This window comes from Streptomyces sp. NPDC018947 (assembly GCF_044390505.1).
Taxonomy (GTDB): Bacteria; Actinomycetota; Actinomycetes; order Streptomycetales; family Streptomycetaceae; genus Streptomyces.
The window spans coordinates 974,432-1,000,825 of record NZ_JBIRZD010000001.1 but is presented as its reverse complement, the minus strand read 5'-3'; the positions used below and the strand labels follow the sequence as shown (position 1 = coordinate 1,000,825).

Here is a 26,394-nt window from a genome sequence, read left to right as displayed (position 1 = left end):
TGCCGGGGCCGGCCGTGCGGGCCCCGCGGAGTGACGAGGGTTACCCGCGCCACGGTCTGGACGCCTCTCCCTACCCACCGGTACGGTGAAGTCTGAGCAAGCGCTTAGACACGTACCCTGGAGGTGGCGCCGTGCGCCGTACGGTGTTCAACGAGGACCACGAGGCGTTCCGCGAGACCCTCCGCGCCTTCATCGAGGCCGAGGTCGTCCCCGTCTACGACGAGTGGTTCGCCGCCGGCCAGGCGCCGCGCGAGTTCTACTACAAGCTCGGTGAACTCGGCATCTTCGGCATCAACGTGCCCGAGGAGTACGGCGGCGCGGGCATGGACAGCCACAAGTTCGAGGCCGTCCTCTACGAGGAGACCGCCCGCGCGGGCGTCCAGTTCGGCGGCTCCGGCGTGCACGTGCTGCTCGCCCTGCCCTACATCAAGATGCTGGCCACCGACGAGCAGAAGAAGCGGTACCTGCCGAAGTTCGTCACCGGCGAGGAGATGTGGGCCATCGCCATGACCGAGCCGGGCACCGGCTCCGACCTCGCGGGCATGAAGACCACCGCCAAGCTCTCCGAGGACGGCTCGCACTACGTCCTCAACGGTGCCAAGACCTTCATCACCGGCGGCGTCCACGCCGACAAGGTGATCGTCTGCGCCCGGACCTCCGCGCCCCGCGAGGACGACCGCCGCTTCGGCATCTCCCTGTTCGCCGTGGACACCAAGTCCGAGGGCTACTCCGTCGGCCGCAAGCTGGACAAGCTGGGCCTGCGCACCTCCGACACCGCCGAGCTGGCGTTCGTCGACGTCAAGGTGCCCGTCGAGGACCTGCTCGGCGAGGAGAACAAGGGCTTCTCCTACCTCGGCCACAACCTGGCCTCCGAGCGCTGGGGCATCGCCTTCGGCGCCTACGCCCAGGCCAAGGCCGCCGTGCGGTTCGCCAAGCAGTACGTGCAGGAGCGCACCGTCTTCGGCAAGCCGGTCGCCCACTTCCAGAACACCAAGTTCGAGCTGGCCGCCTGCCAGGCCGAGGTCGACGCCGCCGAGGCCGTCGCCGACCGCGCGACCGAGGCCCTGGACGCCGGCGAGCTGACCCCCGCCGAGGCCGCCAGCGCCAAGCTGTTCTGCACCGAGGTCGCCCACCGTGTCATCGACCGCTGCCTCCAGCTCCACGGCGGCTACGGCTACATGAACGAGTACCCGATCGCCCGCCTGTACGCGGACAACCGCGTCAACCGCATCTACGGCGGCACCAGCGAGATCATGAAGACGATCATCGCCAAGGACATGGGCCTGTAGCCCCGGGCATGAGCGAAGCACTCCAGTCCCTCCTCGATCTGCTCGACCTGGAGCGGATCGAGGAGGACATCTACCGCGGGCGCTCCCGGTCCGCCGTCGTCCCCCGGGTCTTCGGCGGGCAGGTGGCGGCCCAGGCCCTGGTCGCCGCCGGGCGCACCGTCCCCGGCGACCGGCAGCCGCACTCCCTGCACGCGTACTTCCTGCGCCCCGGCGACCCCGGCGCCCCGATCGTCTACAACGTCGACCGCCTGCGCGACGGCCGCTCCTTCACCACCCGCCGCGTGGTCGCCGTCCAGCACGGCAAGCCGGTCTTCGGCCTGTCCGCGTCCTTCCAGACGTACGAGGAAGGGCTCGACCACCAGGTCCCGATGCCGCCCGCCCCGGACCCGGCGACCCTGCCCACCGGCGAGGAGCGGCTGCGGAGCTACCCGCACCTGCCCGCCGACACCGTGGAACGCCTTCTCGAGGCCCGGGCCGCGGTCGACCTGCGGTACGTGGACGACCCGCCGTTCGGCGACTTCGGCACCCCGCGCGAACCGCACTCCCAGGTGTGGTTCCGCACCAACGGCAAGCTCGGCGACGACCCCTTGCTGCACGTCGTCCTCGCCACCTACGTCTCCGACATGACCCTCCTCGACTCGGTGCTCCTCGCGCACGGCCGCGGCGGCTGGGCCGTCGGCGACGTCGTCGGGGCCTCCCTCGACCACGCCATGTGGTTCCACCGGCCCTTCCGCGCCGACGAGTGGCTGCTGTACGACCAGCAGTCGCCGTCCGCGTCCGGCGGCCGGGGCCTCGGCCAGGCCCGCATCCACACGCAGGACGGCCGGCTCGCCGTATCGGTCATCCAGGAAGGCGTGGTCCGCGTCCCTCGGGAACACTGAGGGGCATGGCCGAACCCGCGAGCGCGACGAACGGCGGCGGCGAGAGCACCTCCACGGTGATCGTCGCCGCCCTCGCCAACCTGGGCATCGCCGTCGCCAAGGCCGTCGCCGGCGCGATCAGCGGGTCCAGCGCGATGCTGTCGGAGGCCGCGCACTCGGTGGCCGACACGGTCACCGAGGTCCTGCTGCTGACCTCGCTCAGGCGCAGCGAGCGCCCCGCCGACGAGGACCACCCCCTCGGTCACGGCCCCGAGCGCTACATCTGGGCCCTGCTCGCCGCCGTCGCCACCTTCGTCGGCGGCGCCGTCTTCTCCCTCTACGACGGCGTCCACACCCTCACCCACGGCGAGGAGCCCGGCGACCCGCTGGTGTCCTACGTCGTCCTGGCCGTCGCCTTCCTGCTGGAGGGCTACTCCCTGCGGACCGGCCTGAGACAGGCGCGCGGCGAGGCCCGCCGGTACGAGGTCCCCTTCGGCCGCTATCTGCGCCGCACCCCGGACACCGCCGTCAAGGCCGTCGTCCTGGAGGACTCCGCCGCCCTGGCCGGCCTGGCGCTGGCCGCGGGCGGCCTGCTCGGCGGACAGCTCACCGGCTCCGGGGTCTGGGACGGCGCCGCCTCCCTGTGCATCGGCGCGCTGCTCCTGTACGTCGCCTGGGTGCTGGGCCGGTCCAACGCCGAGTTCCTCATCGGGCGCCCGCTGCCCGCCGGGGTGCGCGACGGCGTCCGGGCCGAACTGCTGGCCGTCGAGCACATCGAGGCCGTCCTGGAGCTGACCACCCTCCTGCAGGGGCCGCGGGAGGCGCTGGTCGCCGCCAAGGTCGACTTCCGGGACGTGTCGACGGCCGCGCAGATCGAGTGGGCCTGCGAGCGGGCGGAGCAGCGGCTGCGCGAGGAGTTCCCGGTGGTGCGCCGGGTCTACCTCGACCCGACGCCCGGGTTCGCGCAGCGCCGCCGGGAGGGGCTGAACCCCTGGCCCTGACGCGCGGTCACCAGCTCAGTCCGGCCTCCGCGAGCAGGTACGCCGTCATCGGGTCGTAGTAGCGGGGGCTGACCACGTGGTCGTCCAGCGGCACCGTGACCTGGACGGTGCCCTCGGACTCGGCGAGGAAGAGCGCCGGGTCGTTGCAGTCGGCGTAGCCCACGGAGTCGACGCCGTGCTGGCCGGCGTAACCCGCCCAGCCGTGGTCGGCGACGACCAGGTCGGGCAGGGGGCGGCCCGCGCGCTCCAGACCGGTCAGGATCGCCTTCATCGGCTCCCCGGAGTGCGTGTGCCACAGCGAGGCGCCGTGCTCCAGCACCGCCACGTCCGCGAACTGCTGGACGTAGCCCTCCTCCGTCGCCAGCCCCTCCGGGATCACGACGATCTCGCAGCCGGCGGCACGCAGCGCGGCGGCCGTGGCCCGGTGCACGTCGAGCAGGCCGCCCGGGTGACCGGTGGCGAACAGCACCCGCTGCCCGCCGTCGGCCGCCTTGCGCAGCCGGCCGGCCATGCGCTCCAGCGCGGCCACCGTCAGCTCCGGGTCGATGGTGTCCTGGCCGTACCGGTACTCCGGGTCGTCGTTGACGCCGACCCGCTCCGCCATCACCGCGAGCACGTCCTGCTCGTCGCTCCAGCGGTCCCCGAGCTCCAGACCGAGCCAGTAGTTGCGGTCGCCGTTCGCCAGCTTCCGGTAGTGGGAGAGGTTGTTCTCGCGGGGAGTGGCGACATCCCCCGCGATACGCGTTCTGACGAGATGCTCGGCGAGTTCCTTGCGGCTGGGTGTCCCGGGTATCGGCATGGCTCCATTGTGGGGCAGCCCCGCCGCGCCGTCTGCGGCGTTCCGCGCGCTGGGACGGGCGTCACCCGGCCCCGCCGGTCACAGCCGGCGCAGCGCGAACCACAGCTCCATCCGTACGTCGGCGTCGTCGAGGTCGGCGTCCAGCAGGTCCGCGCAGCGGGCGATGCGCTGGCGGACGGTGTTGCGGTGCACCGACAGGGCGACGGCGGTGCGGTCCCAGCTCCCGTGCAGGGAGATCCACACGCGCAGCGTCTCCGTCAGCGCCGGGAGGTCCGCGACCGGCGCGAGCAGCGCACGGGCGTGCGCCTCGGCCTCGGCGTCCGGGACCAGGTCGGCGAGGCCCGGCCGGCCGCCGTGCCGCACCACCGGCACCCGGGTGGCCCGCGCCCGCGCCAGCGCCCGCGCGGCCTGGGCGTCGGCGGCGGCCCACTCGCCCGGCCCCACGGCGGCGCTCACCCCCAGCGTCCAGCCCCGCTGCGCGGCCGGGCCACCGGTGCCCCGGTCGCCGGCCCCGCCCCGCGGCGGATCCGCCCGGACCAGGACCCGTACGACGTTGCCGGCCGGGTCGACCAGGGGCGAGCCGAGGGCGGCGCCCAACGCGGAGGCGGCGACCGGGTCGGGGGTGCCGGTGTCCGGGCGGGCGTGGACGACGTGCCAGCGGGCCTCCCCGTCGCCGTCGAGCAGGGGCGCGACCTCCTCGGGGCGGGCGCCCAGCAGCAGCCGTACCAGGGCGGACGAGCGGGCCGCTCCCGTGCCGCTCTGGTGCTCGCCGGTGAGCAGGGAGAGCAGTACGGCGGCGACCGACGCGATGGTGTGGTCCCCCGGCTCCCGCTGCGGTGCCGCCACCCCGAGGACGAAGCCCCCGCCGGTGCCCAGGGCGTAGGCGGCCAGTCGGGTGTCGGCGACCGTGTCGGCGGCGGTCGTGGAGGTCCGGCTCGCGACGAACCGCGCCAGCTCCGCCAGCGCCGGGCGCACCTCGGGCACCGGCTCCCGCCCCGCCGCCGCGATCTCGACGCCCTCCGGCCCGTACAGCACCGCCCGCCCGTCCAGCCGCGCGGCCAGCCGCCGCAGCACCGACGGCACCGGATCCGGCCGGGACGCCGCCGCGGCCAGCGCCTGCTGGGCCTCGGAGACGCGCCGCAGCTCGGCCAGCCGGGCCTGCGCCATGAGCTGCCACACGGCACGGGCCACGCCCGAGAACGTCGTCCGCGGCGGCACCTCCACCAGCGGCAGCCCGGACGCCTCGCACGCCGCGACCAGCCCCGGCGGCACGGTGTCGTGCACCGGCGTCACCCCGAAGCCGAGGGCCGCTCCGCCCGCCTCCACGATGCGGGCGACGTACGCGCCGTACTCGCTCTCCGTCCCCGCCGCGGGGATGTGCACGCCCGCCGTCAGCAGCAGCTCGCCGCCCAGCAGATAGGGGTAGGGGTCGGCCATCTCCGAGGTGTGCGCCCAGTGGACCGCCACCTCCGCGGCCGGGGGCCCGGTGATCTGGCGCAGGGCGAGGTCCTCGCGGGACAGCAGGGCCGCGAGGGACACCGGAGGTGTGGGAGGAGTGACCTGCTCCTTCATGGTGGACGTTCCCTCTGTTCCTGAGCGCCGGAATGGATGAAACGTACACTTCGCAGGCGCTTTTCGGCCACCTAGTGTCTATCCGGACCGGAATTCCCCACCGGTATCGGACCGGCTGCCGCGGGTACGGGCGGATGTCCCCGCCAGGCGCCACCGGAATGTCCCCCCGGACAACTCCCCATCAGCACGACACGCCACCGAGTGCGTGAAGGAGGGCCCCACATGGCCGTCGACTACATCGTGATCGTCGTCTATCTCGCCGGCATGCTCGCCATGGGCTGGTGGGGCATGCGCCGCGCCAAGTCCAAGAGCGAGTTCCTCGTCGCCGGCCGCCGGCTCGGCCCCGCGATGTACTCGGGCACCATGGCGGCGATCGTCCTCGGCGGCGCGTCCACCATCGGCGGCGTCGGCCTCGGCTACCAGTACGGCCTCTCCGGCGCCTGGATGGTCGTCACCATCGGCCTCGGCATCCTCGCCCTGTCCGTCTTCTTCTCGGCCCGCATCGCCCGGCTGAAGGTCTACACCGTCTCCGAGATGCTGGACCTGCGCTACGGCGGCCGGGCGGGCATCATCTCCGGCGTCGTCATGTGGGCGTACACGCTGATGCTGGCCGTCACCTCCACCATCGCCTACGCCACGATCTTCGACGTCCTCTTCGACGTGAACCGCACCCTCGCGATCATCCTGGGCGGCACGATCGTCGTGGCCTACTCCACCCTCGGCGGCATGTGGTCCATCACCCTCACCGACATGGTGCAGTTCGTGGTGAAGACCATCGGCGTCCTGCTCCTGCTGCTGCCCATCGCCGTCGTCAAGGCGGGCGGCTTCGGCGAGATGAAGGCCCAGCTCCCCACCTCGTACTTCGACCCGCTGGGCATCGGCGGCGAGACGATCTTCACCTACGTGCTGATCTACACCTTCGGCATGCTCATCGGGCAGGACATCTGGCAGCGCGTCTTCACCGCGGGCAGCGACCGCACCGCCAAGTGGGGCGGCACCGTCGCCGGCACCTACTGCCTCGTCTACGCCGTCGCCGGCGCGGTCATCGGCACGGCCGCCAAGGTCCTCTACCCGAACCTCGCCAGCGCCGACGACGCCTTCGCCACCATCGTCAAGGACGAACTCCCCGTCGGTGTGCGCGGACTGGTGCTGGCCGCCGCCCTGGCCGCGGTGATGTCCACGTCCTCCGGCGCCCTCATCGCCTGCGCCACCGTCGCCAACAACGACATCTGGTCCCGGCTGCGCGGCGCGGTGCGCGGGACCGGCGAGGAGCACGACGAGGTCAAGGGCAACCGCGCCTTCATCCTCGTCATGGGCGTCGCCGTGATCGTCACCGCCATCGCCCTGAACGACGTCGTCGAGGCGCTCACCGTCGCCTACAACCTCCTCGTCGGCGGCCTCCTCGTGCCCATCCTCGGCGGCCTGCTGTGGAAGCGCGGCACCGCGCAGGGCGCCCTCGCCGCCGTCGCGGTCGGCGGTCTCGCGGTCGTCGGCCTCATGGCCGGCTACGGCATCCTCGCCAACGAGCCCGTCTACTACGGCCTGCTGGCCTCCCTGGTCGTCTACGTCGCCGTCTCCCTGGCGACCCGCCCCACCGACGCGGCCGTCCTGGACGCCTGGCGCGAGCGCCTGGCCGGCCGGGCCCCCGCGGACGCACCCGAACCGGAGCCGGCTCACCAGTAGAGTCGTACCGGGTAGTACAGAGCAGTAAATACGCGAAGAAGCGTAAGAAGGAAGGCAATTCATGAGCAGCAACGAGACGCCCCGCGGCCCCGTCGACTCCTCCCGCGTCCCGCGGTACGCCGGACCCGCGACCTTCGCCCGGCTGCCCCGCCTGGACGAGGTGGGTACCGCCGACATCGCCGTGGTGGGCGTCCCGTTCGACTCGGGCGTCTCCTACCGGCCGGGCGCCCGCTTCGGCGGCAACGCCATCCGCGAGGCCTCCCGGCTGCTGCGCCCCTACAACCCGGCCCAGGACGCCTCCCCCTTCGCCCTCGCCCAGGTCGCCGACGGCGGCGACATAGCGGTGAACCCGTTCAACATCAACGAGGCCGTCGAGACGATCGAGGCCGCCGCCGACGACCTGCTCGGCACCGGCGCCCGCCTGATGACCCTCGGCGGCGACCACACCATCGCGCTGCCGCTGCTGCGCTCGGTGGCCAAGAAGCACGGCCCGGTCGCGCTGCTGCACTTCGACGCCCACCTGGACACCTGGGACACCTACTTCGGCGCCGAGTACACGCACGGCACCCCGTTCCGGCGCGCGGTCGAGGAGGGCATCCTCGACACGGAGGCGCTCTCCCACGTGGGCACCCGCGGCCCGCTGTACGGCAAGAAGGACCTGACCGACGACGAGAAGATGGGCTTCGGCATCGTCACCTCCGCCGACGTCTACCGCCGCGGCGCCGACGAGGTCGCCGACCAGCTCCGTCAGCGCATCGGCGACCGGCCGCTGTACATCTCCATCGACATCGACTGCCTGGACCCGGCCCACGCCCCCGGCACCGGCACCCCCGAGGCCGGCGGCATGACCTCCCGCGAGCTGCTGGAGATCCTGCGCGGCCTGGCCTCCTGCAACCTGGTCTCGGCGGACGTCGTCGAGGTGGCCCCCGCCTACGACCACGCGGAGATCACCTCGGTGGCCGCGTCCCACACCGCGTACGAACTGACCACCATCATGTCCCGCCAGATCGCCGAGGCCCGTTCGAAGTGACCCACGACCACGACCTGGAGCTCCGTCCGAACGCCGCCCAGACGGAGGCCGCCCTCAATCCTCCCCCCGGCCGCAACGGCGGAGACCTGGTCGTGGAGACCCTGGCCGGGCTCGGCGCGACCACCGTCTTCGGCCTGCCCGGCCAGCACGCCCTCGGCATGTTCGACGCCCTGCGCCGCTCGGACCTGCGCTACGTCGGCCTGCGGGTGGAGAACAACGCCGGGTTCGCCGCCGACGCGTACGGCCGCATCACCGGCGAGGCGGCCCCGCTGCTCCTGTCCACCGGCCCGGGAGCCCTCACCTCCCTGGCCGCGCTCCAGGAGGCGCGGGCCGCCTCGGCGCCCGTCCTGGCCATCAGCAGCCAGATCCCGACGGCCGGCCTCGGCGGCGGCCGGCACGGCTATCTGCACGAACTCCCGGACCAGGCCGCGTCGTTCCGAGGCGTGGTGAAGTCCGTGCACACCGTCCGCACCCAGTCCCAGATCCCGTCCGCGATCGCGGAGGCCTGGAAGTCGGCGCTGACGGCCCCGCACGGCCCGGTGTGGGTGGAGATCCCGCAGGACGTCCTGCTCCTGGCGACGAGCCTGCCGGTGGTGACGGCGGTGGACGCGACCCCGGAGGACCTGCCGCCGCGCGTCGAACTCACGGCGGTCGCCGCGGATCTGCTGACGCGCGCCCGGCGCCCCGCGATCATCGCGGGCGGGGGAGTGGTCCGCGCGGACGCCTCCGGCAAGCTGCGGCAGCTCGCCGAGCGGCTTCGGGCCCCCGTCGTGACGACCTTCGGCGGCAAGGGCGCCTTCCCCTGGACGCACCCGCTCTCCCTCCAGTCCTGGCTGGAGGACCGGCACACGACGGACTTCCTGGAGGACGCCGACGTCCTGCTGGTGGTCGGCTCGGGCCTCGGCGAACTCTCCTCCAACTACCACACGTTCGCCCCGCGCGGCCGGGTGATCCAGATCGAGGCCGACCTCGGCAAGCTGGAGTCCAACCACCCGGCCCTGGGCATCCACGCCGACGCCCGCCTCGCCCTCCAGGCCCTGCTGGAGGCGGTGGGGGAGCGGACCGACCCGACGGCGCCGGAGCGCGTCCGTGAGCTGCTGGACAAGGTCCGCGAACGCATCGCCTCCCAGGAACTCACCCTGGAACAGGACGTCCTGTCGGCCGTGCGCAGGGCACTGCCGAAGGACGCGCCCTCCTTCTGGGACATGACGATCCTGGCCTACTGGGCCTGGTCGGCCTTCGACGCCGGGGCACCCAACACCATGCACTCCGCGCAGGGCGCCGGCGGCCTCGGCTACGGCTTCCCGGCCGCGCTGGGAGCGGCGGCCGCCGACCCGACCCGCCCGGTGCTGGCGGTGTCCGGCGACGGCGGCGCCCTGTACTCCGTCGCCGAACTGGCGACGGCCCGCCAGTACGGCCTGAACGTCACCTGGCTGATCGTCGACGACGGCGGCTACGGCATCCTGCGCGAGTACATGACCGACGCGTTCGGGCAGGCCACCGCGACGGAACTGACCCGGCCCGACTACGTCGCGCTGGCCGAGTCCTTCGGGGTGCCGGGGGTGCGGACGTCACCGGAGACCCTGGAGGCGGACCTGGCGCGGGCACTGGCCGCCCCGGGCCCCTCGGTGGTCGTCCTCCCCGCCGTACTGCGCATGTTCGCCCCGACGCACCTGGGCTGAACGGCGGCCCGGGCCGGGTCACTTGAACAGCGGCTTGTACTCGGCGTACGCGCCGCGCTGCTCGTGGTACGCCTTGGCGAACTCGGTGCCCCGCGGCTCGCCGCCGAAGGACGACGGGATCCTGCCGTCCTTCGGGACGTACCCGGGTATCGCCAGGAACAGCCGCGTGGCGGCTTCGCCGTGCCGGGCGCCGCGCCGCCGGGCCTTGCACAGGTGTTCCGCCGCCAGGGCGAGTTGTCTGCCGAGGTGGTCGGCGGGGTGCTTCTGCGCCTTGTCGAGCCAGTCCTCGTCGAGGAGGTCCGTGTTGCGACCCCGGTCCTCCCCGACAGCCCTCAGCACGACCAGCGTCGCCCACAGCCGCCCGCACATCCGGGCGGCGCTCTCCGGTTCGTCTGCCATGGCCACCTCCCTACCCATCGGCCACGGCGGTCAGACGACCGGACTACCAGATCGCCTCGACCCACTCCGGGTGGTCGACGAACGGGTTGCGGTTGTGCTGGTAGGAGTCGTAGATGACCTGGTTGCGGCGCTGCTCGAAGGCGTCCGGCGGGTCCTCGGCGTTCCACGCCTTCAGTACGGCGAGCTTGCCGATGTACGGGTTGCTGCCGTTGTTGACGCTGCTGTTGACCTCCAGGTCGGGCCAGCCGTCGTCACCCTCGTAGCGGACCGCCATGTAGAAGATCATGCGGGCCACGTCGCCCTTGACGGCGTCGCGGGGCTCGAAGGAGTCGGAGTCGGTGAGGCTGCCGCCGCCGTTGCTCACGGCGCTGCCGCCGTTGTCGAAGTCCTTGTTGCCGCGGATGCTGTTGACCTGGACGTCCTCGGGACGCAGATGGTGCAGGTCGGTGCCGGGCCCGATGGAGGTCCCGAAGTCGCCGTGCGACTTGGCCCAGACGTGCTCGCGGTTCCAGTCCCCGGTGTCCCCGCCGTTGAGCGACTTGCTGCGGGAGATGCCGGAGTAGAGCAGGATCACGTTGCCGCTGTTGGCGGGGTCCTGGTCGGTGTTCTTCAGCGCGTCCCAGACGGCCGAGTACGAGAGCTTCGTCTGGTCGTCGATGATCGTGTGGAGCGAGGACTTCAGCGCGGACCCGGTCTTGCCGATCGCGTCCTTGTAGTAGGTCGAGTCGTAGTCACCGGCGGTGGCCGTGGCGCCCGATGCCGTCCGGGCCGTCGCCGTCGCCGGGGTGGCGGAGAGCGTGGGGGCGGCGACGCCGATGAGCGCGGCCGCGGCGAGCGCGGTCGCCGTCCGGCGCCGCCGGTGTGCGGGTATGCGTATCGCGAGCATGTGGGGTGTCCGATCTACGCGGGTTGATGTCTGGGTGATACCGCAGAGAGTGACATGGACATGCGGGCATGCGCGTGAAGAAGAGGTGGCGATTGCGTGACGAGGACCGGACTGCCGTGTCCGGCGGGCGCGTTGTGGTGACGGACCGCATCGACTACCGTTGCGCGACGTGAACACCGGAACGGCCTTGCGCCACACACGGATCGGCGACCCGGTGGAGGTCTGACCGCGCGTCGGGTGCGCGTCGGCCACCCCCTCGCCGCGGCACGCGGACCCCCGGTGCTCGTGCGTCTCCACGAGCCCGCCCAGTCCGCTTCCCGCCGCGTCACCGTGAGGTCAGCCGTATGGCAGCCACGTTCAACCACACCATCATCGCCGCCCAGGACCGCGAGGAATCCGCCCGCTTCTACCGGGAGTTGCTGGAAGTCCCGGCCGCGCCGTCCTGGGGTCCCTTCACCAACATCCAGCTCGCCGACGGCGTACTGCTCCAGTTCGCCGAGCCCCCGGTCGACATCCAGATGCAGCACTACGCGTTCCTGGTCGACGACGACCTCTTCGACCGCGCCTGCGGGCGCCTGCGCGACGGCGGCGTCGAGTACTGGGCCGACCCGCAGATGCGGCGCCCCGGCGAGACGAACACCGAGCACGGCGGCCGGGGCGTCTACTTCAAGGACCCCTCCGGTCACGCCGTCGAACTGATCACCCGCCCCTACCTGTAAAGGAAGGCGCACCCGGCCGGGCACCGCGCCCCGCACGCCCGGCCGGGCGGTCCGGCAGCCCGGCACAGTGATCATCTCCGGTGGGTCGGGACGGGAGGCGGTGACGGCCCTGCTGCGGGAGATGCCGTCCGGGCCGCTCACCGCCCGGCCGCTTGCCGCCCGGGCCACCGCCGTCCGGGCCGCCCGCCGCCTGCTCGCCGCTCGGGTTGCTCGCCGCTGGGGCCACCGGGGCCGGTCCGCCGTCCGGGCCGTCACCCGCCCGCCGCTCGGGCCGCCGCCAGGCCTGCCCGCCACCTGGGCCGCAGGCCGGCCCGGACCGGCCCGCGGTCGTCTCCGCCCGGCCCGCTCCGTGCCCCGAATGTTGCGGCGGGATGAAATCCCCGCTCGCCCGTGTTGGTGCCTTGCGGTAGATCAGGTGAGCGGAACGACCGACCGGAGGGCACCGCGTGGACGCGCAGCGGGGATGGGCACGGCGACTGGCGGGGTACGCCTGGCGGTATCCCAAGGACGTCGTCCTCGCCCTCGGATCGTCCCTCGCGGGCATGGCCGTCATGGCCCTCGTCCCGCTGATCACCAAGGTGATCATCGACGACGTCATCGGCGACAAGAGCAGGGACATGGCCACCTGGGCCGGTGTGCTCGTCGGCGCCGCGCTCGTCGTCTACGGCCTCACCTACGTCCGCCGCTACTACGGCGGCCGTCTCGCCCTCGACGTGCAGCACGACCTGCGCACCGACATGTACGACACGATCACCCGGCTCGACGGCCGGCGGCAGGACGAGCTGTCCACCGGGCAGGTCGTCGGGCGGGCCACCAGCGACCTCCAGCTCATCCAGGGCCTGCTCTTCATGCTCCCGATGACCATCGGGAACGTCCTGCTCTTCCTGATCTCCCTGGTGATCATGGCGTGGCTGTCCCCGCCGCTCACGCTCGTCGCGCTGGCCGTCGCCCCCGCCCTGTGGTTCATCGCCCGCCGCAGCCGCACCCGCCTGCACCCCGCCACCTGGTACGCCCAGGCCCAGGCCGCCGCCGTCGCGGGCGTGGTCGACGGCGCGGTCAGCGGCGTACGCGTGGTGAAGGGCTTCGGCCAGGAGGAGCAGGAGACCGGCAAGCTCCGGGAGGTCGGGCGCCGGCTGTTCGCCGGGCGGCTGCGGACGATCAGGCTGAACGCCACCTACACCCCGGCGCTCCAGGCCGTCCCCGCCCTCGGCCAGGTCGCCATGCTCGCCCTCGGCGGCTGGCTGGCCGTGCGCGGGCACATCACCCTCGGCACGTTCGTCGCCTTCTCCACCTACCTGGCCCAGCTCGTCGGCCCGGTCCGCATGCTCGCGATGGTCCTCACCGTCGGCCAGCAGGCCCGCGCCGGCACCGAACGCGTCCTGGAGCTGATCGACACCGAGCCGTCCCTGACCGACGGCACCAAGGAGCTCCCGGCCGACGCGCCCGCCACCGTCGAGTTCGACGACGTGTCGTTCGGCTACGACCCCGACCGGCCCGTCCTGGACGGCCTCTCCTTCGAGATCCGGCCCGGTGAGACCCTCGCCGTCGTCGGCTCCTCCGGCTCGGGCAAGTCCACGGTCTCCCTGCTCCTGCCGCGCTTCTACGACGTGACGCGCGGCGCCGTCCTCGTCGGCGGGCACGACGTGCGCGAGCTGACGCTGGACTCGCTGCGGGCCGCGATCGGGCTGGTGCCCGAGGACTCGTTCCTCTTCTCCGACACCGTCCGCGCCAACATCGCCTACGGCCGCCCCGACGCCACCGACGAGGAGATCGAGGCCGCCGCCCGGGCCGCGCAGGCCCACGGATTCATCACCGACCTGCCCGACGGCTACGACACGACCGTCGGCGAGCACGGCCTGACCCTCTCCGGAGGCCAGCGCCAGCGCGTCGCCCTCGCCCGCGCGATCCTCACCGACCCCAGGCTGCTGGTCCTGGACGACGCCACCTCCGCCGTGGACGCCCGCGTCGAGCACGAGATCCACGAGGCCCTGGCACACGTCATGCGGGGCCGCACCACCCTGCTGATCGCCCACCGCCGCTCCACCCTCGGCCTCGCCGACCGCATCGCCGTCCTCGACCGCGGCCGCCTCGCCGACATCGGCACCCACGACGAACTCCAGGAGCGCTCCGCCCTCTACCGCCGCCTGCTCACCGACCCGGACGAGCTGGGCGCGGTCTCGCCCGGCCACGCCCGCCCGGCCGAGGTGGAGGAGGACACCTCCGTACGCGACGAGCTGGACGCCGAGTTCGACGCCGAACGCGGGGTCACCCCGCGGCTGTGGACCGGCGACCGCGCGCCCAAGGACACCGCGCTCGCCGGCACCCCCGCCACCCCCGAGCTGCTCGCGCAGGTCGACGCCCTGCCCCCGGCCGTCGACGTCCCCGACGTCGACGAGGCGCGTGCCGTGCTGCCGGAGGAGTCGTACGGGCTGCGGCGCCTGCTGCGGGGCTTCGGGCGCCCGCTGCTGGTCAGCCTCGCCCTGGTCGCCGTGGACGCCGGCATGGGCCTGCTGCTGCCGGTCCTGATCCGGCACGGCATCGACGACGGCGTCACCCGGCTCGCCCTCGCCGCGGTCTGGGCGGCCTCGCTGCTGGGCCTGCTCGCCGTGCTCGCCCAGTGGACGGCGCAGACCGGCGAGATCCGCATGACCGGGCGGACCGGCGAGCGGATCCTGTACTCCCTGCGCCTGAAGATCTTCGCCCAGCTCCAGCGGCTCGGCCTCGACTACTACGAGCGCGAACTGACCGGCCGGATCATGACCCGGATGACCACGGACGTCGACGCGCTGTCGACGTTCCTCCAGACGGGCCTGGTCACCGCCTTCGTCTCGGTCGTCACCTTCTTCGGCATCATGGTCGCCCTGCTGGTGATCGACGTGCAGCTCGCCCTGGTCGTCTTCGCCACGCTGCCGCCGCTGATCGTCGCCACGTTCTTCTTCCGCCGGGCCAGCGTGAAGGCGTACGAACTCGCCCGCGAGCGGGTGTCGACGGTCAACGCCGACCTCCAGGAGTCGGTGGCCGGGCTGCGCATCGTGCAGGCGTTCCGGCGCGAGCGCGACGGCGGCCGGCGCTTCGCCGAGCGCAGCGACAGCTACCGCCGGGCGCGCATCCGCGGGCAGTGGCTGATCTCGGTCTACTTCCCGTTCGTGCAGCTCCTGTCCTCCGGGGCGGCCGCCGCCGTGCTGATCGTCGGCGGCGGGCGCATCGACGACGCGACGCTGACGACCGGTGCCCTGGTGGCCTACCTGCTCTACATCGACCTGTTCTTCGCGCCCGTGCAGCAGCTCTCCCAGGTCTTCGACGGCTACCAGCAGGCGACCGTCTCCCTCGGCCGGATCCAGGAGCTGCTGCGCGAACCCACCTCCACGCAGGCCCCCCGCGAGCCCCTCGACGTGCCGTCCCTGCGCGGCGAGATCGCCTTCGAGGGCGTGCAGTTCCGCTACGGCGGCGACGACGCGGAGGCGGCCCTCACCGGCATCGACCTCACGATCCCGGCCGGGCAGACCGTCGCGTTCGTCGGCGAGACGGGCGCGGGCAAGTCGACGCTGGTCAAGCTGGTCGCCCGGTTCTACGACCCGACCGCGGGACGGGTGACCGTCGACGGGCGGGACCTGCGCGACCTCGACCTCACCGCCTACCGGCACCGCCTCGGCGTCGTCCCCCAGGAGGCCTACCTCTTCCCCGGCACGATCCGCGACGCCATCGCCTACGGGCGGCCGGACGCCACCGACGCCGAGGTGGAGGCGGCGGCGCGTGCGGTCGGCGCCCACGAGATGATCGCCACGCTGGAGGGCGGCTACCTCCACGAGGTCGCCGAGCGGGGCCGCAACCTGTCCGCCGGGCAGCGGCAGCTCATCGCGCTGGCCCGCGCCGAACTCGTCGACCCCGACGTGCTGCTCCTCGACGAGGCGACGGCCGCCCTGGACCTGGCCACGGAGGCGCAGGTCAACCAGGCCACCGACCGTCTCGCGGGCCGCCGCACGACCCTGGTGGTGGCCCACCGGCTGACCACGGCCGCCCGCGCGGACCGGGTCGTCGTCATGGACCACGGCCGGGTCGCCGAGGACGGTACGCACGACGAGCTGCTGGCGCTCGGCGGGCGGTACGCGCGGCTGTGGCGGACCTTCGTCGGGGCGGCCGAGCCGGAGGAGCCGGTCGGCGCGGCCCGCTGACCACGACGCGGAATCGCGCAACCTTTCGGCCCCCGGCGCGCGTCCGTACCTCCGTACGCAGTGACCGCCGTACGGAGGGGACCGCAGTGGGCAGGCAGGGCGGCGGGACACGCCGACGGCTGGCGGCCGGGATCGCCGTGCTGACCGCCGCCGGGCTCCTCGCTGTCGCGGCACCGCACGACGCGCAGGCGGCCGCGGCGGGCTGCGCGGGCCGCAAGGTGCGCACGCTGACCTTCTCCACCGGGTCCGTGCACGTCCACAAGCGCGGCGGCTACGTCTGCGCCGTCACCGTCCCGAAGAAGGCCGGCACTCCGCGCACGATGTCCGTCGGCGTGCAGCCGCGCGGCGGCCGGCCCGTCGTGGACTCCGGGCGCTACTCCTACCGGGCGGGCCCGGTGACCGTGCACGCCGGGCAGCGGTGCGTACGGGTGCGGGGCGGGGTGGACCGGGGCGCGGTCGCCTCCGGCTGGATCCTCTGCTGAGCGCCCGCCCACGCCATTTCCCCATCTCCCCTGGTGCGCGGACGACTTGCTCCGATAGCTTCCGGCGCACAGATGTTTCCAAGGGAGGGTGCATGCGCAAGGCGCTCAGATGGCTGCTGGCGCTCGTGGTGCTCATAGGCACCGTCAGCACGGCGGGGGCGGCCACCGCCGCCGAGCCGAAGGCCGTCGACATCAAGGACCGGCTGCTGTCCATACCGGGCATGAGCCTGATCGAGGAGAAGCCGTACACCGGCTACCGCTTCTTCGTCCTGAACTACACCCAGCCGGTGGACCACAGGAACCCGTCGAAGGGCACGTTCCAGCAGCGGATCACCGTGCTGCACAAGGACACCGCCCGTCCGACGGTCTTCTACACCGGCGGCTACAACGTCTCCACCAACCCCAGCCGCCGTGAGCCGACCCAGATCGTGGACGGCAACCAGGTCTCCATGGAGTACCGCTTCTTCACCCCGTCCCGGCCCCAGCCGGCCGACTGGTCCAAGCTGGACATCTGGCAGGCGGCCAGCGACCAGCACCGCATCTTCGAGGCCCTCAAGCCGGTCTACTCCCGGAACTGGATCTCCACCGGCGGCTCCAAGGGCGGCATGACCGCCACCTACTACGAGCGCTTCTACCCGCGCGACATGGACGGCGTCGTCGCCTACGTCGCCCCCAACGACGTGGTGAACAAGGAGGACTCGGCCTACGACCGCTTCTTCGCCGACGTCGGCACCCAGGAGTGCCGCGACCGCCTGAACGGCGTGCAGCGCGAGGCGCTGGTGCGCCGGGCGCCGCTGGAGAAGAGGTACGCGGCGTACGCGGCGGAGAACGGCTACACCTTCGACACCATCGGCAGCCTGGACCGCGCGTACGAGGCCGTCGTCCTCGACTACGTCTGGGGCTTCTGGCAGTACAGCACCCTGAAGGACTGCGCCGACATCCCCGCGGACGCCAAGAACGCCACGGACGACGCGATCTGGGAGTCGGTCGACACGATCTCCGGCTTCTCGGCCTACACCGACCAGGGCCTGACGACGTACACGCCGTACTACTACCAGGCGGGCACGCAGCTCGGTGCGCCGACGATCCACTTCCCGCACATCGAGAAGAAGTACATCCGCTACGGCTACCAGCCGCCGCGCAACTTCGTGCCCCGCGACATCCCGATGACGTTCCAGCCGTCGGCGATGCGCGACGTGGACACGTGGGTGCGGCACCACGCGAACCAGATGCTGTTCGTGTACGGCGAGAACGACCCGTGGGGCGCCGAGCCGTTCCGCCTCGGCCACGGAGCGCGTGACTCCTACGTGTTCACCGCCCCCGGCATGAACCACGGCGCCAACGTCGCCGGCCTGGTGCCCGAGCAGAAGGCTCTGGCCACCGCGCGGATCCTCGAGTGGGCGGGCGTCGCGTCCGCCACCGTCCAGGAGAACCCGTCCGCGGCCCGTCCGCTGGCGGCGTTCGACGCCAAGCTGGACAAGCGGGACGTGCGCAAGGAGTCGACGCTGCGTCCGTGACGCCGCGCGGCTGCCTGACAACACCCGGGGCACGCCCGGCCGTTGGCGACGCACACGCTCACGGCGGCCGGGCGCGGCCCACCGGGCGGCCGTCCCCGTCCGCCCCGCCCGCCGACGGGCTCCGGCAGCCCGCCGGCGGCGCGGCGGACAGCGACGGCGCACCCGCCCGCCGTCTTCCACGCATCGCAGTCCCCGGATCCCCGCGTCCGTGTGACCCGCCGCGGCGGGCCACACGGACGCGGGGCGATGTGCTCTGCGTACGGTGGCGGGCGCGTGCCGTACGCAGAGCTACGCCCGGTACGACAGCCCGTGTCCGAGCGGGTAGAGCACGGTCGCGGGATCGTCCGCGCGCACCACCGGCACGGGCAGCTTCCCGCGCGGCCGCACCCGTCCGGCGATCACCCGGGCCGCCGCCCGCACCTCGACGTCCGTCCAGGAGTAGGTGGCCAGGTACGCGGGGACGCCGGGGAGCTGGGCCACGTCGTACGGGTTGCGGACCGCCACCGCCACCACCGGCTTCCCGGTGGCCAGCAGCCGGGTGACCAGCGTGCGCTGACCGCTGCTCCCGGTGACGTTGTACGTGGCGACCACCACCGCGTCCACGTCCCCGGCGGCGGCGACCGCCCGGTCGATGACGGCGGCGGACGGTGCGGTGCCCGTGGACAGTGCGGTGGCGGTGAAGCCCAGTTCGCCCAGCGCGCCCGCGAGCGTGGCCGTCGGCGGACCCGTCGTGCCGGACGGGGAGGCGGGGTCGGCGCCGACGACGAGCAGCCGCGGCGTCCTGCGCCGGGACAGCGGCAGCAGGTTCCCCTCGTTGACCAGCAGGGTGGTGCCGCGCTCGGCGATCCGGTCGGCGGCGGCCAGGTGCCCGGGGGTGCCGACGGTGCGGTCGACGTCCGCGCCGCTCGTGTAGGCGTCCTCGAACAGTCCCAGCTTGGCCTTCAGCCGCAGCACGCGCAGGATCGATTCGTCGAGCCGCGCCTCGGTCAGCTCACCGTCGCGTACGGCCGTCAGCACCGCGTTCCACGCGAGGTCCAGGTCGGGCGGGTTGAGGAGCTGGTCGACGCCGGCCTTGAGCGCGAGCACCGGCACCCGTTCGTCGCCGTACTTGGTCCGCACGCCCTCCATGCCGAGGGAGTCGGTGACCACGACACCGTCGTAGCCGAGCTCCTCGCGCAGGATGCCGGTGAGGATCGGACGGGAGAGGGTGGCCGGGTCCCCGGAGTCGTCGAGGGCCGGGACGACGAGGTGCGCGGTCATGATCGAGTCGATGCCGGCCTCGATCGCCGCGCGGAACGGCGGCGCGTCCAGCGTCTCCCACTGGGCGCGGCTGTGCGTGATGACCGGCAGGCCGGTGTGGCTGTCGGTGGCGGTGTCCCCGTGCCCGGGGAAGTGCTTGGCGCACGCCGCGACGCCGGAGCGCTGATAGCCCGTCACCTCGGCCGCCACCATGCGGGCCACCGCCTGGGGGTCGGCGCCGAAGGAACGCACGCCGATCACGGGGTTGGCCGGGTTGACGTTCACGTCGGCCACGGGGGAGTAGTCCTGCCGGATGCCCAGCGCGCGCAGCTCGGCGCCCGAGACCTGCCCCAGGGTGCGGGCGTCGGACCGCGAGCCGTTCGCGCCGACGGCCATGGCGCCGGGGAAGAGGGTCGCCGGCTCGCCGACGCGGGCCACGATGCCGTGCTCCTGGTCGGTGGAGATGAGCACCGGCAGCCCGCGCGGCAGCGACAGGGACGCCTTCTGGATGCCGTTGGACAGGTCGGCGATCTGGTGCGGTTCGCGGGTGTTGTGGGCCCAGGCGAAGTAGATGACGCCGCCGACCCGGTACTTGGCGACCAGCTCGGCGGCCGTGCGGACGCCGATCTCCTTGAGGTTGGCGTCGATGTCGGCCTGGTCGGGGGCGGTGGCCGAGTGGCCGTAGACCCGCATCACGAAGAGCTGGCCGACCTTCTCCTCCAGCGACATGCGGGAGATGAGGGCGCGGAGCTTGTCGTCGTCGGGCCGGCGCGGTCCCGCGTAGGCGGCGGTGCCGGTCGCGAGCACCGCGGTGACGCCGGCGGTGGCGGCGAGGACGGTGCGTCTGGAGGGTCGTGCGGTGCTGCCCGGGCCGGCCGTGCTGCTGTCGTGCACGTGCGCTCCTTCCGGAGTGATCCGCTGGGGATCGCTGGAGAGCTGCTGAAGGAAACTTCCAAGGTGTCTTCAATATCCGGGAAGTTTCTGCCAGTCAAGGGAGCGCACAGGAGTCGTCCGAAGGGGTGAGGCAGGGAGGCGCCGCCGCCGGTCGGGGAGGGGCGCCGGCGAGGCGGGCGGCCGGCCGCGGCACGGAGGGAGAGTGGCCGGCGCTCGCGGACGGCGGGGCCGACACCGCGCCGCGGAGACCCTCCCGGCAACCGCCCCTCGGACGCACGGTACGGCGAGCGGGTTCCGGCGCCGCCGCGGCCGGGGCACGGCGTGCGGGGCGGCGGCTCAGCGTGGCGCGTGGTCCGCGGCCGGGCCCGCCTGCGCGCACACGCGGGGCCAGTGGTCGCGCAGCGCGCGCACCGTCTCGGCGATCGCCGGGCGCCGGGCCGCCCCCGTGCGCCACAGCGCGTACAGCCGCCGTACGGGCATCGGGTCGAGCGGCACCCGCACCACCCCCGGGGGCAGCGGTCCCCGCCCCAGCCGGGGGATCAGCGCGATGCCGAGCCCGGCGGCCACCAGGGCGACCAGGGTCGGGTTCTCCTCGGCCCGGTGGACGATGTCCGGCTCGTGCCCGGCCGCGCGCAGGGTCCGTACCAGCCAGTCGTGGCAGACCCGGCCGGGCGGCTGGCAGATCCAGCGCTGCCCGCCCAGCTCCGAGCGCCGCACCGCCCCGCGCCCCGCGAAGGGGTGCCCCTCGGGGACGAGGAGGTCGCACAGGTCGTCGCCGATCGGCGCCTGCTCCACCCCGGCCGGGGCGGGCAGCGGCGCGATGTCCCAGTCGTGGGCGACGACGAGATCCACCGCGCCCTTCGCCACCAGATCCACGGACAGGTGCGGATCGACCTCGGTGAGCCGGGCGTCGAGCGCCGGGTGACGCGCCGCCAGATCGGCCAGTACGGACGGCATCAGCCCGCGCGCCGCCGACGCGAACGCGGCGATGTCCAGCCGCCCCGCCGGCACCCCGCGCCGCTCTTCGAGCCCGGTCTCCGCGCGCTCCACGATCGCCATCAACTCACGGGCTGTCGCGGCCAGTTCCCACGCCTCGTCGGTCAATCGCACCCCGCGCCCCTCCCGTTCGAGGAGCACCGTCCGGGTCTCCCGCTCCAGCTTGGCGATCTGCTGGGAGACGGCGGAGGGGGTGAAGCCGAGCGCGGCGGCGGCCGCCCCGACGGTGCCGTGGACGGAGACGGCGTGCAGCGCGCGCAGGCGCTGGAGATCGAGCATGGCGGCTCCCGGGGCACGGCGGAACAGCGGACAGCGGTGATGAAGCGTTCCTTCATCCAACCATGCAGCAATCATCGCTGGTGCTACACGATCAGGCCGGGCGATGCTCCCTGTATGCGACCCTCCCACCTCGCCCTCGGCGTGCTCGTCGCCGCCGTCTGGGGCGTCAACTTCACCGTCATCGAGATCGGCCTCGACCACTTCCCGCCCCTCCTCTTCTCCGCCCTGCGCTTCCTGGCCGCGGCCCTGCCCGCCGTGTTCTTCGTGGGGCGCCCCAAGGTGGCCTGGAAGTGGATCGTGGCGGTGGGCCTGGCGCTCGGGGTGGCGAAGTTCGGCCTGCTCTTCGTCGGCATGGACGCGGGGATGCCGGCCGGCCTGTCCTCCCTGGTGCTGCAGATCCAGGCCGTCTTCACGGCCGTGATCGCGGCGGCGGTGCTGGGCGAACGCCCCGCCGGCGTCCGGGTGCTGGGCATGGTGGTGGCCTGCGCGGGCATCGGCGTGGCGGCCGTCGACGAGGGCACCTCCGGCCCGCTGGGCGCCTTCGCCCTGGTGGTCGCCGCGGCGGCGGCCTGGGGCGTGTCCAACGTCCTGACCCGCAGGGCGGCCCCGCCGGACGCGCTGAACTTCATGGTGTGGGTGTCCACCGTCCCGGTCCTGCCGCTCCTCGCCCTCTCCCTGCTCACCGAGGGCCCCTCCCGGGACCTCGAAGCCCTGCGCGGCCTGGACTGGCAGGGCGCGGGCACGATCCTCTTCGTCGCCTGGGTCTCGACGGTCTTCGGCTTCGGCGCCTGGGGGTGGCTGCTGCGCCGCCACCCCGCCTCGACGGTCGCGCCGTTCTCCCTGCTGGTGCCCGTCTTCGGCATGACGTCGGCGGCCCTGTTCCTCGGCGAGCCGGTCACCCCGCTGCGGTGGTGCGCGGCGGCGCTGCTGGTGGGCGGCGTGGCCATGACGTCGCTGACCCTCCCGCGACGCGGCGGGCGCCCGGCCGAGGGCGGCGAGCGGTCCGAACGCCCGGTGGAGCCCCTCGCGGAGGCCGCCCGTCCCGAGTACCACCGTGCGTAATCCCTATGAAAACGCGGACTACTTGTCTGCATAACCGTTCACTCGTTTGCCGCGCATCCGGCTGAGGCGGGCCGACGTTAGTGGGAATATGACCAAGGTAACTGGGGGAAAGTGTCTCCCTTGGGCTTCTGATCGCGCAGACACGGCGGGGGGCCTGGCGACGAAGGAACGGCCCGCCTTCTCACGGGCCGTGTGACCGGGCCGTGTACGAAGAAGAACGGTATTACGGACCGGATTCCTCCGCGCCACACCCCTACCCCGGACCGGGACCGGCCTACTACCCCGGCCCCGATCCGGGCTCGTATCCCGGCCCGGACGCGTCCTTCCACCTCGGCCCCGACGCCACCCCGTACCCCACCCCCGAGCCGGGGTACGGTCACCGCGCCGAGCCGGGTCCCGGCCGTCACCGCGCCCCCGACGTCGACCACTCCCTCCCCCTCGACCCGGACCTGGACATGTCCTGGGACCCGGCCGAGGAGCTGGCCTTCATGCTCCAGGACGCCCTGGAGGAGCAGCAGGCCCCCCACGCGCCCCCGCCCGGGTACGACGCGCCCCCGCCCGGGTACGAGGCACCGCCGCCCGCACCCGAGGCGACGGGCACTCCCCTGGAGAACCTCCAGGCGATCACCGCCGAACTGCCCCCCCTGCGGGTGGCCCGCCGCCACCGCAGGACCCGGGAACGACGCCGCCCGCGGGGGATGCACGCGGTCAGCTACGCCATCGCCGCCGTCATCACCGTCATCGCCTCGGCGGTCAGCTTCTTCGGCGGCGTGGTCGCCTACGACCCCCTGCGCGTCGTCGCCCTGACCCGCCTGCAGTCCGGTGCCGTGTCCTGGTGGCCCCTGCTCGTCTACGGGCCCTGGCTCGCGGCGTCGCTGTCGGTCCTGCGCGCGGCCCTGCACCGGCGCCGCGCCGTGCACTCCTGGTGCGTGGTCCTGGCCTTCTCGCTCATCGCGATGGTCCTGTGCGTCTGCGCCGAGGCTCCCCGCACCCTCATGGACGTCGCGGCCGCCGCCCTGCCGGGGCTGGCGTCGCTGACCTGCTTCCAGCAGCTCGTACGCCAGATCACGCTCACCCGGCCGCCCCGGCGGGCCACCCCCAGGCACCGGCTGCGGTCCCCCGAGGGGGCCGAGGCGGCGCGGGCGGCCGACCCGGCACCGGGTCAGGGCCCCGGCGACCCGGGCGCGCGCAAGGACGGCGCGCCTGCGGAGGGCCCCCGGCGGGCCGACGGGCGCGGGCAGCGGCCGCCGACGCCCGGGCCCCGTACGCAGCCCCCGCCCAAGACGTACGTGATCAGCGACAACCGTCCGCTGCGCAACCAGCCGCGGAAGCCGCCCGGCCCCGTCCCCCAGCCCCGGAGCGCCGGTTCTCAGGCGGACTCGTTGAGCAGCCGGGCGAGGTGACGGCGGCCCTCGTCCAGCAGGCCGGGCAGCGGGGCGGCGGCCTCGTACCACCGCTTCTCGTACTCCCAGCACAGCCAGCCGTCCCAGCCCTCGCGGGAGAGCACCTCCACGCACTCCGCCAGCGGCAGCACGCCCGCGCCGAGCGGCAGCGGCGTGGTGTCGTCGGGGGAGGCGATGTCCTTCACCTGCACGTAGCCGAGGTGCGGGGACAGGGCCGCGTAGGTGTCCGTGGGCTGCTCGCCGCCGAGCCAGGTGTGCATGATGTCCCACAGGGCGCCGACCTGCCGGTGGCCGACCAGTCCGAGGACGCGCATCGCGTCGGCGCCGGTGCGGTGGGAGTCGTGGGTCTCCAGCAGGATCCGCACACCCGCGTCCGTGGCGTACTCGGCGGCGGTGCCCAGGCGCCGGGCGGCCGTCGCGTCGGCCTCCTCGGGGCTCTGGCCGGGGTCACCGCCGGGGAAGACGCGGACGTACGGGGCGCCCAGGTCGCGGGCCAGGTCGAGGAGGGCGCGGATCTCGGCGACGACGGCGTCGTCGTCGCCGGGCGCGGCGACCCGCGCGTATCCCGCCACACCGAGCACCTCGACACCGGCCGCCCCGAACGCGGCGGCCACGTCGGCCCGTTCCTCGGGGGTGAGGTCCGGACGCACCGGCTCCTCGGGATGGGCGCGCAGTTCGACGCCGTGGTATCCGTGAGCGGTCGCGAGCCGCAGCACCTCGCTCAGTGGCTGTCCGGGCAGTCCAAGGGTGGAGAACGCCAGCTTCATGCCCGGGGACCCTACCCGCGGACGGCCTGCGGATTCCTTCGGAGAGGGGGTGTCGCGGCAGACATGCGTCCCGTGGGCGGCCGTCGTGCCGCGGTCTCGCCCTCCCCGGGGGAACGGGGAAGCCGGTCCGGTCGCGGCGGAAGCGGGGCCGGGAGGCGGCTGCCTCCGGCGTCTCCCGCCGCAACCCCCCGCGCGAGTAACCCGTCGGGGGCGACCGGCGATCCCGCAGTCGTCCGGCGTTCGGGGAGGAGGTGGGGTCCGAAGCGGGGACGGGCGGCGGCGGCCCCGCCACCACCGGCGCGGACACCGGGCGCCGTCACGGCGACGGCGCCCTCACCGGCGCCGCCCCGGGGCACGGCGCCGCCCCCGCCTACGCCCGGGGCACCGCGGAGGACCCCCGTACCATCAACTCCCCCCGCACCGTGGCGATCCCGCCGGGCGGAGCCTCCTCACGGCCCATCGCGATCCGCCCCGCCCGCGCCCCCGCCTCCGCCAGCGGCAGCCGCACCGTCGTCAGCGCGGGGACGGCGTCGATGCTGAACGGCAGGTCGTCGAAGCCGGCCACCGACACGTCCCGCGGGATCCGCAGCCCGGAGTCCCGCAGCGCCGCGCAGGCCCCGAGCGCCACGGTGTCGTTCGCGGCGACGACCGCGGTGAGGGACGGATCCCTGCGCAGGAGTTCGAGCGTGGCCTCGTAGCCGGACTGCCGGTCGTAGCGGCCGTGGACCGTCCAGCGGGGGTCCTCCGCGATGCCGTGCGCGGCGAGCGCGGCGCGGTGCCCCTCCAGCCGGTGCCGGGTGGTGGTCCGCTCCTCGGGGCCCGCGATGTAGCCGAGCCGCCGGTGGCCGAGGCCGACCAGGTGCTCGGTCAGCGTCCGGCCGCCCCCGCGGTTGTCGAAGGTCAGCGCGATCGCCCCGGTCCCCGGCACCGGAGGCCGCCCGCACAGCACCACCCGCGTCCCGGCGTCCGCCAGCTTCCGCAGCTTCGCCGCCACGGCCGCCTGGTGTGCCGCGTCCTCCCTCGCCCCGCCGGTCAGCACCACGGCCGCCGCCCGCTGCCGCTGGAGCAGCGTGAGGTAGGTCAGCTCGCGTTCCGGGGCGCCGCCGGTGTTGCAGACCACGGCGAGTCTCTCGCCGCCCGCCCTGCCGCCGGGCCCGCCGATCTCGGACTGGATCGCACCGGCCATCACGCCGAAGAAGGGGTCGGCGATGTCGTTGACCAGGATGCCCACCAGGTCGGAGGTCGCCGCCGCCAGGGCGCTGGCGGGGCCGTTGAGCACGTAGTCCAGGTCGTCCACGGCCTTGAGCACCCGCTCGCGGGTGGAGGCGGCGACGGGATAGTTCCCGTTCAGCACGCGCGACACCGTCGCGGGGGAGACCTTGGCGCGGGCCGCCACGTCCGCCAGTGTCACCGTCATGTCCTCGTCCTCCGGTCGCGCGTCTCGTCGTACGCCCCGGTCCTCGGAGCCGGGGACCCCGGGCCCGGTGCCGTGCCGACCCTAAGGCCCGCGCCCGCCGCCGTCCGCCCCCTCGGGCGACCCGTCCGGAACGGACCCTTGTCCGGACCTCCGTCCACAGGTTAGCTTCGGCCCGTATAGAAAGCGCTTGCTGAACCGCTTGTCCGTCCGACCGGACGGCGCGCGGACCGCGTACGAAGGGAACGA

The 26,394-nt window shown here is 73.6% G+C and carries 20 protein-coding genes; 12 read left to right on the top strand and 8 right to left on the bottom strand.

Features of this window, described 5'->3' with window-relative positions; all coding sequences use genetic code 11:
- The first annotated feature begins 131 nt into the window (after nucleotides 1-131).
- Genes ACH499_RS04455 through ACH499_RS04445 form a run of 3 tightly spaced genes read left to right on the top strand, consistent with a single transcriptional unit; the run spans nucleotide 132 to nucleotide 3,150 of the window.
- Nucleotides 132-1,289 carry an acyl-CoA dehydrogenase family protein gene (locus tag ACH499_RS04455; RefSeq protein ID WP_399013768.1) on the top strand — a complete coding sequence of 386 codons (1,158 nt, stop codon included), beginning with the start codon at nucleotides 132-134 and terminating at the stop codon, nucleotides 1,287-1,289.
- 8 nt (nucleotides 1,290-1,297) lie between these two features.
- Nucleotides 1,298-2,170: an acyl-CoA thioesterase II gene (locus tag ACH499_RS04450; protein ID WP_356196416.1), complete on the top strand. Its 873-nt coding sequence runs from the start codon at nucleotides 1,298-1,300 to the stop codon at nucleotides 2,168-2,170.
- A gap of 5 nt (nucleotides 2,171-2,175) precedes the next feature.
- The gene (locus ACH499_RS04445; RefSeq protein WP_399013767.1) at nucleotides 2,176-3,150 is read left to right on the top strand and encodes a cation diffusion facilitator family transporter; all 975 of its coding nucleotides are present in this window, start codon (nucleotides 2,176-2,178) and stop codon (nucleotides 3,148-3,150) included.
- 7 nt (nucleotides 3,151-3,157) lie between these two features.
- Here ACH499_RS04445 and ACH499_RS04440 read toward each other — a convergent pair whose 3' ends face one another.
- Together ACH499_RS04440 and ACH499_RS04435 are read right to left on the bottom strand one after the other, a co-directional pair.
- The gene (locus ACH499_RS04440) at nucleotides 3,158-3,949 is read right to left on the bottom strand and encodes a phosphatase (RefSeq protein WP_356196421.1); all 792 of its coding nucleotides are present in this window, start codon (nucleotides 3,947-3,949) and stop codon (nucleotides 3,158-3,160) included.
- A 78-nt stretch (nucleotides 3,950-4,027) separates the two neighbouring features.
- Nucleotides 4,028-5,521, bottom strand: coding sequence for a PucR family transcriptional regulator ligand-binding domain-containing protein (locus tag ACH499_RS04435; RefSeq protein ID WP_399013766.1), 1,494 nt, complete (start codon nucleotides 5,519-5,521; stop codon nucleotides 4,028-4,030).
- Between the two features lie 222 nt (nucleotides 5,522-5,743).
- Here ACH499_RS04435 and ACH499_RS04430 point away from each other — a divergent pair, with 222 nt between their 5' ends.
- The 3 genes from ACH499_RS04430 to ACH499_RS04420 all read left to right on the top strand — a co-directional run bounded on the left by ACH499_RS04430 (nucleotide 5,744) and on the right by ACH499_RS04420 (nucleotide 9,916).
- Nucleotides 5,744-7,204, top strand: coding sequence for a sodium:solute symporter (locus ACH499_RS04430; protein ID WP_356196425.1), 1,461 nt, complete (start codon nucleotides 5,744-5,746; stop codon nucleotides 7,202-7,204).
- Nucleotides 7,205-7,265: 61 nt separating this feature from the next.
- Nucleotides 7,266-8,234 (top strand): agmatinase, encoded by a 969-nt coding sequence (speB, locus tag ACH499_RS04425; protein ID WP_356196427.1) that lies wholly within the window; start codon nucleotides 7,266-7,268, stop codon nucleotides 8,232-8,234.
- On the top strand, nucleotides 8,231-9,916 hold the full coding sequence (locus tag ACH499_RS04420) for a thiamine pyrophosphate-binding protein (RefSeq protein WP_399013765.1): 1,686 nt from the start codon (nucleotides 8,231-8,233) through the stop codon (nucleotides 9,914-9,916). Before speB ends, ACH499_RS04420 begins: the two co-directional genes overlap by 4 nt.
- A gap of 18 nt (nucleotides 9,917-9,934) precedes the next feature.
- On the opposite strand, the gene ACH499_RS04415 is transcribed toward ACH499_RS04420, so the two are convergent.
- Nucleotides 9,935-10,315 carry a hypothetical protein gene (locus tag ACH499_RS04415; RefSeq protein WP_356196432.1) on the bottom strand — a complete coding sequence of 127 codons (381 nt, stop codon included), beginning with the start codon at nucleotides 10,313-10,315 and terminating at the stop codon, nucleotides 9,935-9,937.
- Between the two features lie 43 nt (nucleotides 10,316-10,358).
- A complete protein-coding gene (locus tag ACH499_RS04410; protein WP_356196435.1) occupies nucleotides 10,359-11,201 on the bottom strand; it encodes an endonuclease in 843 nt (280 codons plus the stop codon).
- 344 nt (nucleotides 11,202-11,545) lie between these two features.
- On the opposite strand from ACH499_RS04410, the gene ACH499_RS04405 reads away from it, so the two are divergent.
- The 4 genes from ACH499_RS04405 (at nucleotide 11,546) to ACH499_RS04390 (ending at nucleotide 18,091) form a co-directional block, all read left to right on the top strand.
- Nucleotides 11,546-11,920 carry a VOC family protein gene (locus tag ACH499_RS04405; protein WP_356196438.1) on the top strand — a complete coding sequence of 125 codons (375 nt, stop codon included), beginning with the start codon at nucleotides 11,546-11,548 and terminating at the stop codon, nucleotides 11,918-11,920.
- A 446-nt stretch (nucleotides 11,921-12,366) separates the two neighbouring features.
- Nucleotides 12,367-16,092 carry an ABC transporter ATP-binding protein gene (locus ACH499_RS04400; RefSeq protein ID WP_399013764.1) on the top strand — a complete coding sequence of 1,242 codons (3,726 nt, stop codon included), beginning with the start codon at nucleotides 12,367-12,369 and terminating at the stop codon, nucleotides 16,090-16,092.
- A gap of 86 nt (nucleotides 16,093-16,178) precedes the next feature.
- Nucleotides 16,179-16,574, top strand: a complete 396-nt coding sequence (locus tag ACH499_RS04395; RefSeq protein WP_399013763.1) for a hypothetical protein — start codon at nucleotides 16,179-16,181, stop codon at nucleotides 16,572-16,574.
- Nucleotides 16,575-16,666: 92 nt separating this feature from the next.
- Nucleotides 16,667-18,091: a S28 family serine protease gene (locus ACH499_RS04390; RefSeq protein ID WP_356196444.1), complete on the top strand. Its 1,425-nt coding sequence runs from the start codon at nucleotides 16,667-16,669 to the stop codon at nucleotides 18,089-18,091.
- 288 nt (nucleotides 18,092-18,379) lie between these two features.
- Here ACH499_RS04390 and ACH499_RS04385 read toward each other — a convergent pair whose 3' ends face one another.
- Together ACH499_RS04385 and ACH499_RS04380 are read right to left on the bottom strand one after the other, a co-directional pair.
- Nucleotides 18,380-20,224 (bottom strand): glycoside hydrolase family 3 protein, encoded by a 1,845-nt coding sequence (locus ACH499_RS04385; RefSeq protein ID WP_399013762.1) that lies wholly within the window; start codon nucleotides 20,222-20,224, stop codon nucleotides 18,380-18,382.
- 336 nt (nucleotides 20,225-20,560) lie between these two features.
- Entirely contained in the window at nucleotides 20,561-21,499 is a 939-nt protein-coding gene (locus ACH499_RS04380) for a LysR family transcriptional regulator (protein WP_399013761.1), read from the bottom strand.
- Nucleotides 21,500-21,613: 114 nt separating this feature from the next.
- Between ACH499_RS04380 and ACH499_RS04375 the strand changes: the two genes are divergently transcribed.
- Entirely contained in the window at nucleotides 21,614-22,561 is a 948-nt protein-coding gene (locus ACH499_RS04375) for an EamA family transporter (protein ID WP_399013759.1), read from the top strand.
- Nucleotides 22,562-22,764: 203 nt separating this feature from the next.
- Entirely contained in the window at nucleotides 22,765-23,964 is a 1,200-nt protein-coding gene (locus tag ACH499_RS04370; RefSeq protein WP_399013758.1) for a DUF2637 domain-containing protein, read from the top strand.
- Here the strand turns inward: ACH499_RS04370 and ACH499_RS04365 are convergent.
- On the bottom strand, nucleotides 23,931-24,731 hold the full coding sequence (locus ACH499_RS04365) for a sugar phosphate isomerase/epimerase family protein (RefSeq protein ID WP_399013757.1): 801 nt from the start codon (nucleotides 24,729-24,731) through the stop codon (nucleotides 23,931-23,933). The two genes, ACH499_RS04370 and ACH499_RS04365, sit on opposite strands and share 34 nt — an antisense overlap.
- 370 nt (nucleotides 24,732-25,101) lie before the next feature.
- Entirely contained in the window at nucleotides 25,102-26,148 is a 1,047-nt protein-coding gene (locus tag ACH499_RS04360) for a LacI family DNA-binding transcriptional regulator (protein WP_356196461.1), read from the bottom strand.
- Nucleotides 26,149-26,394 lie beyond the last annotated feature (246 nt).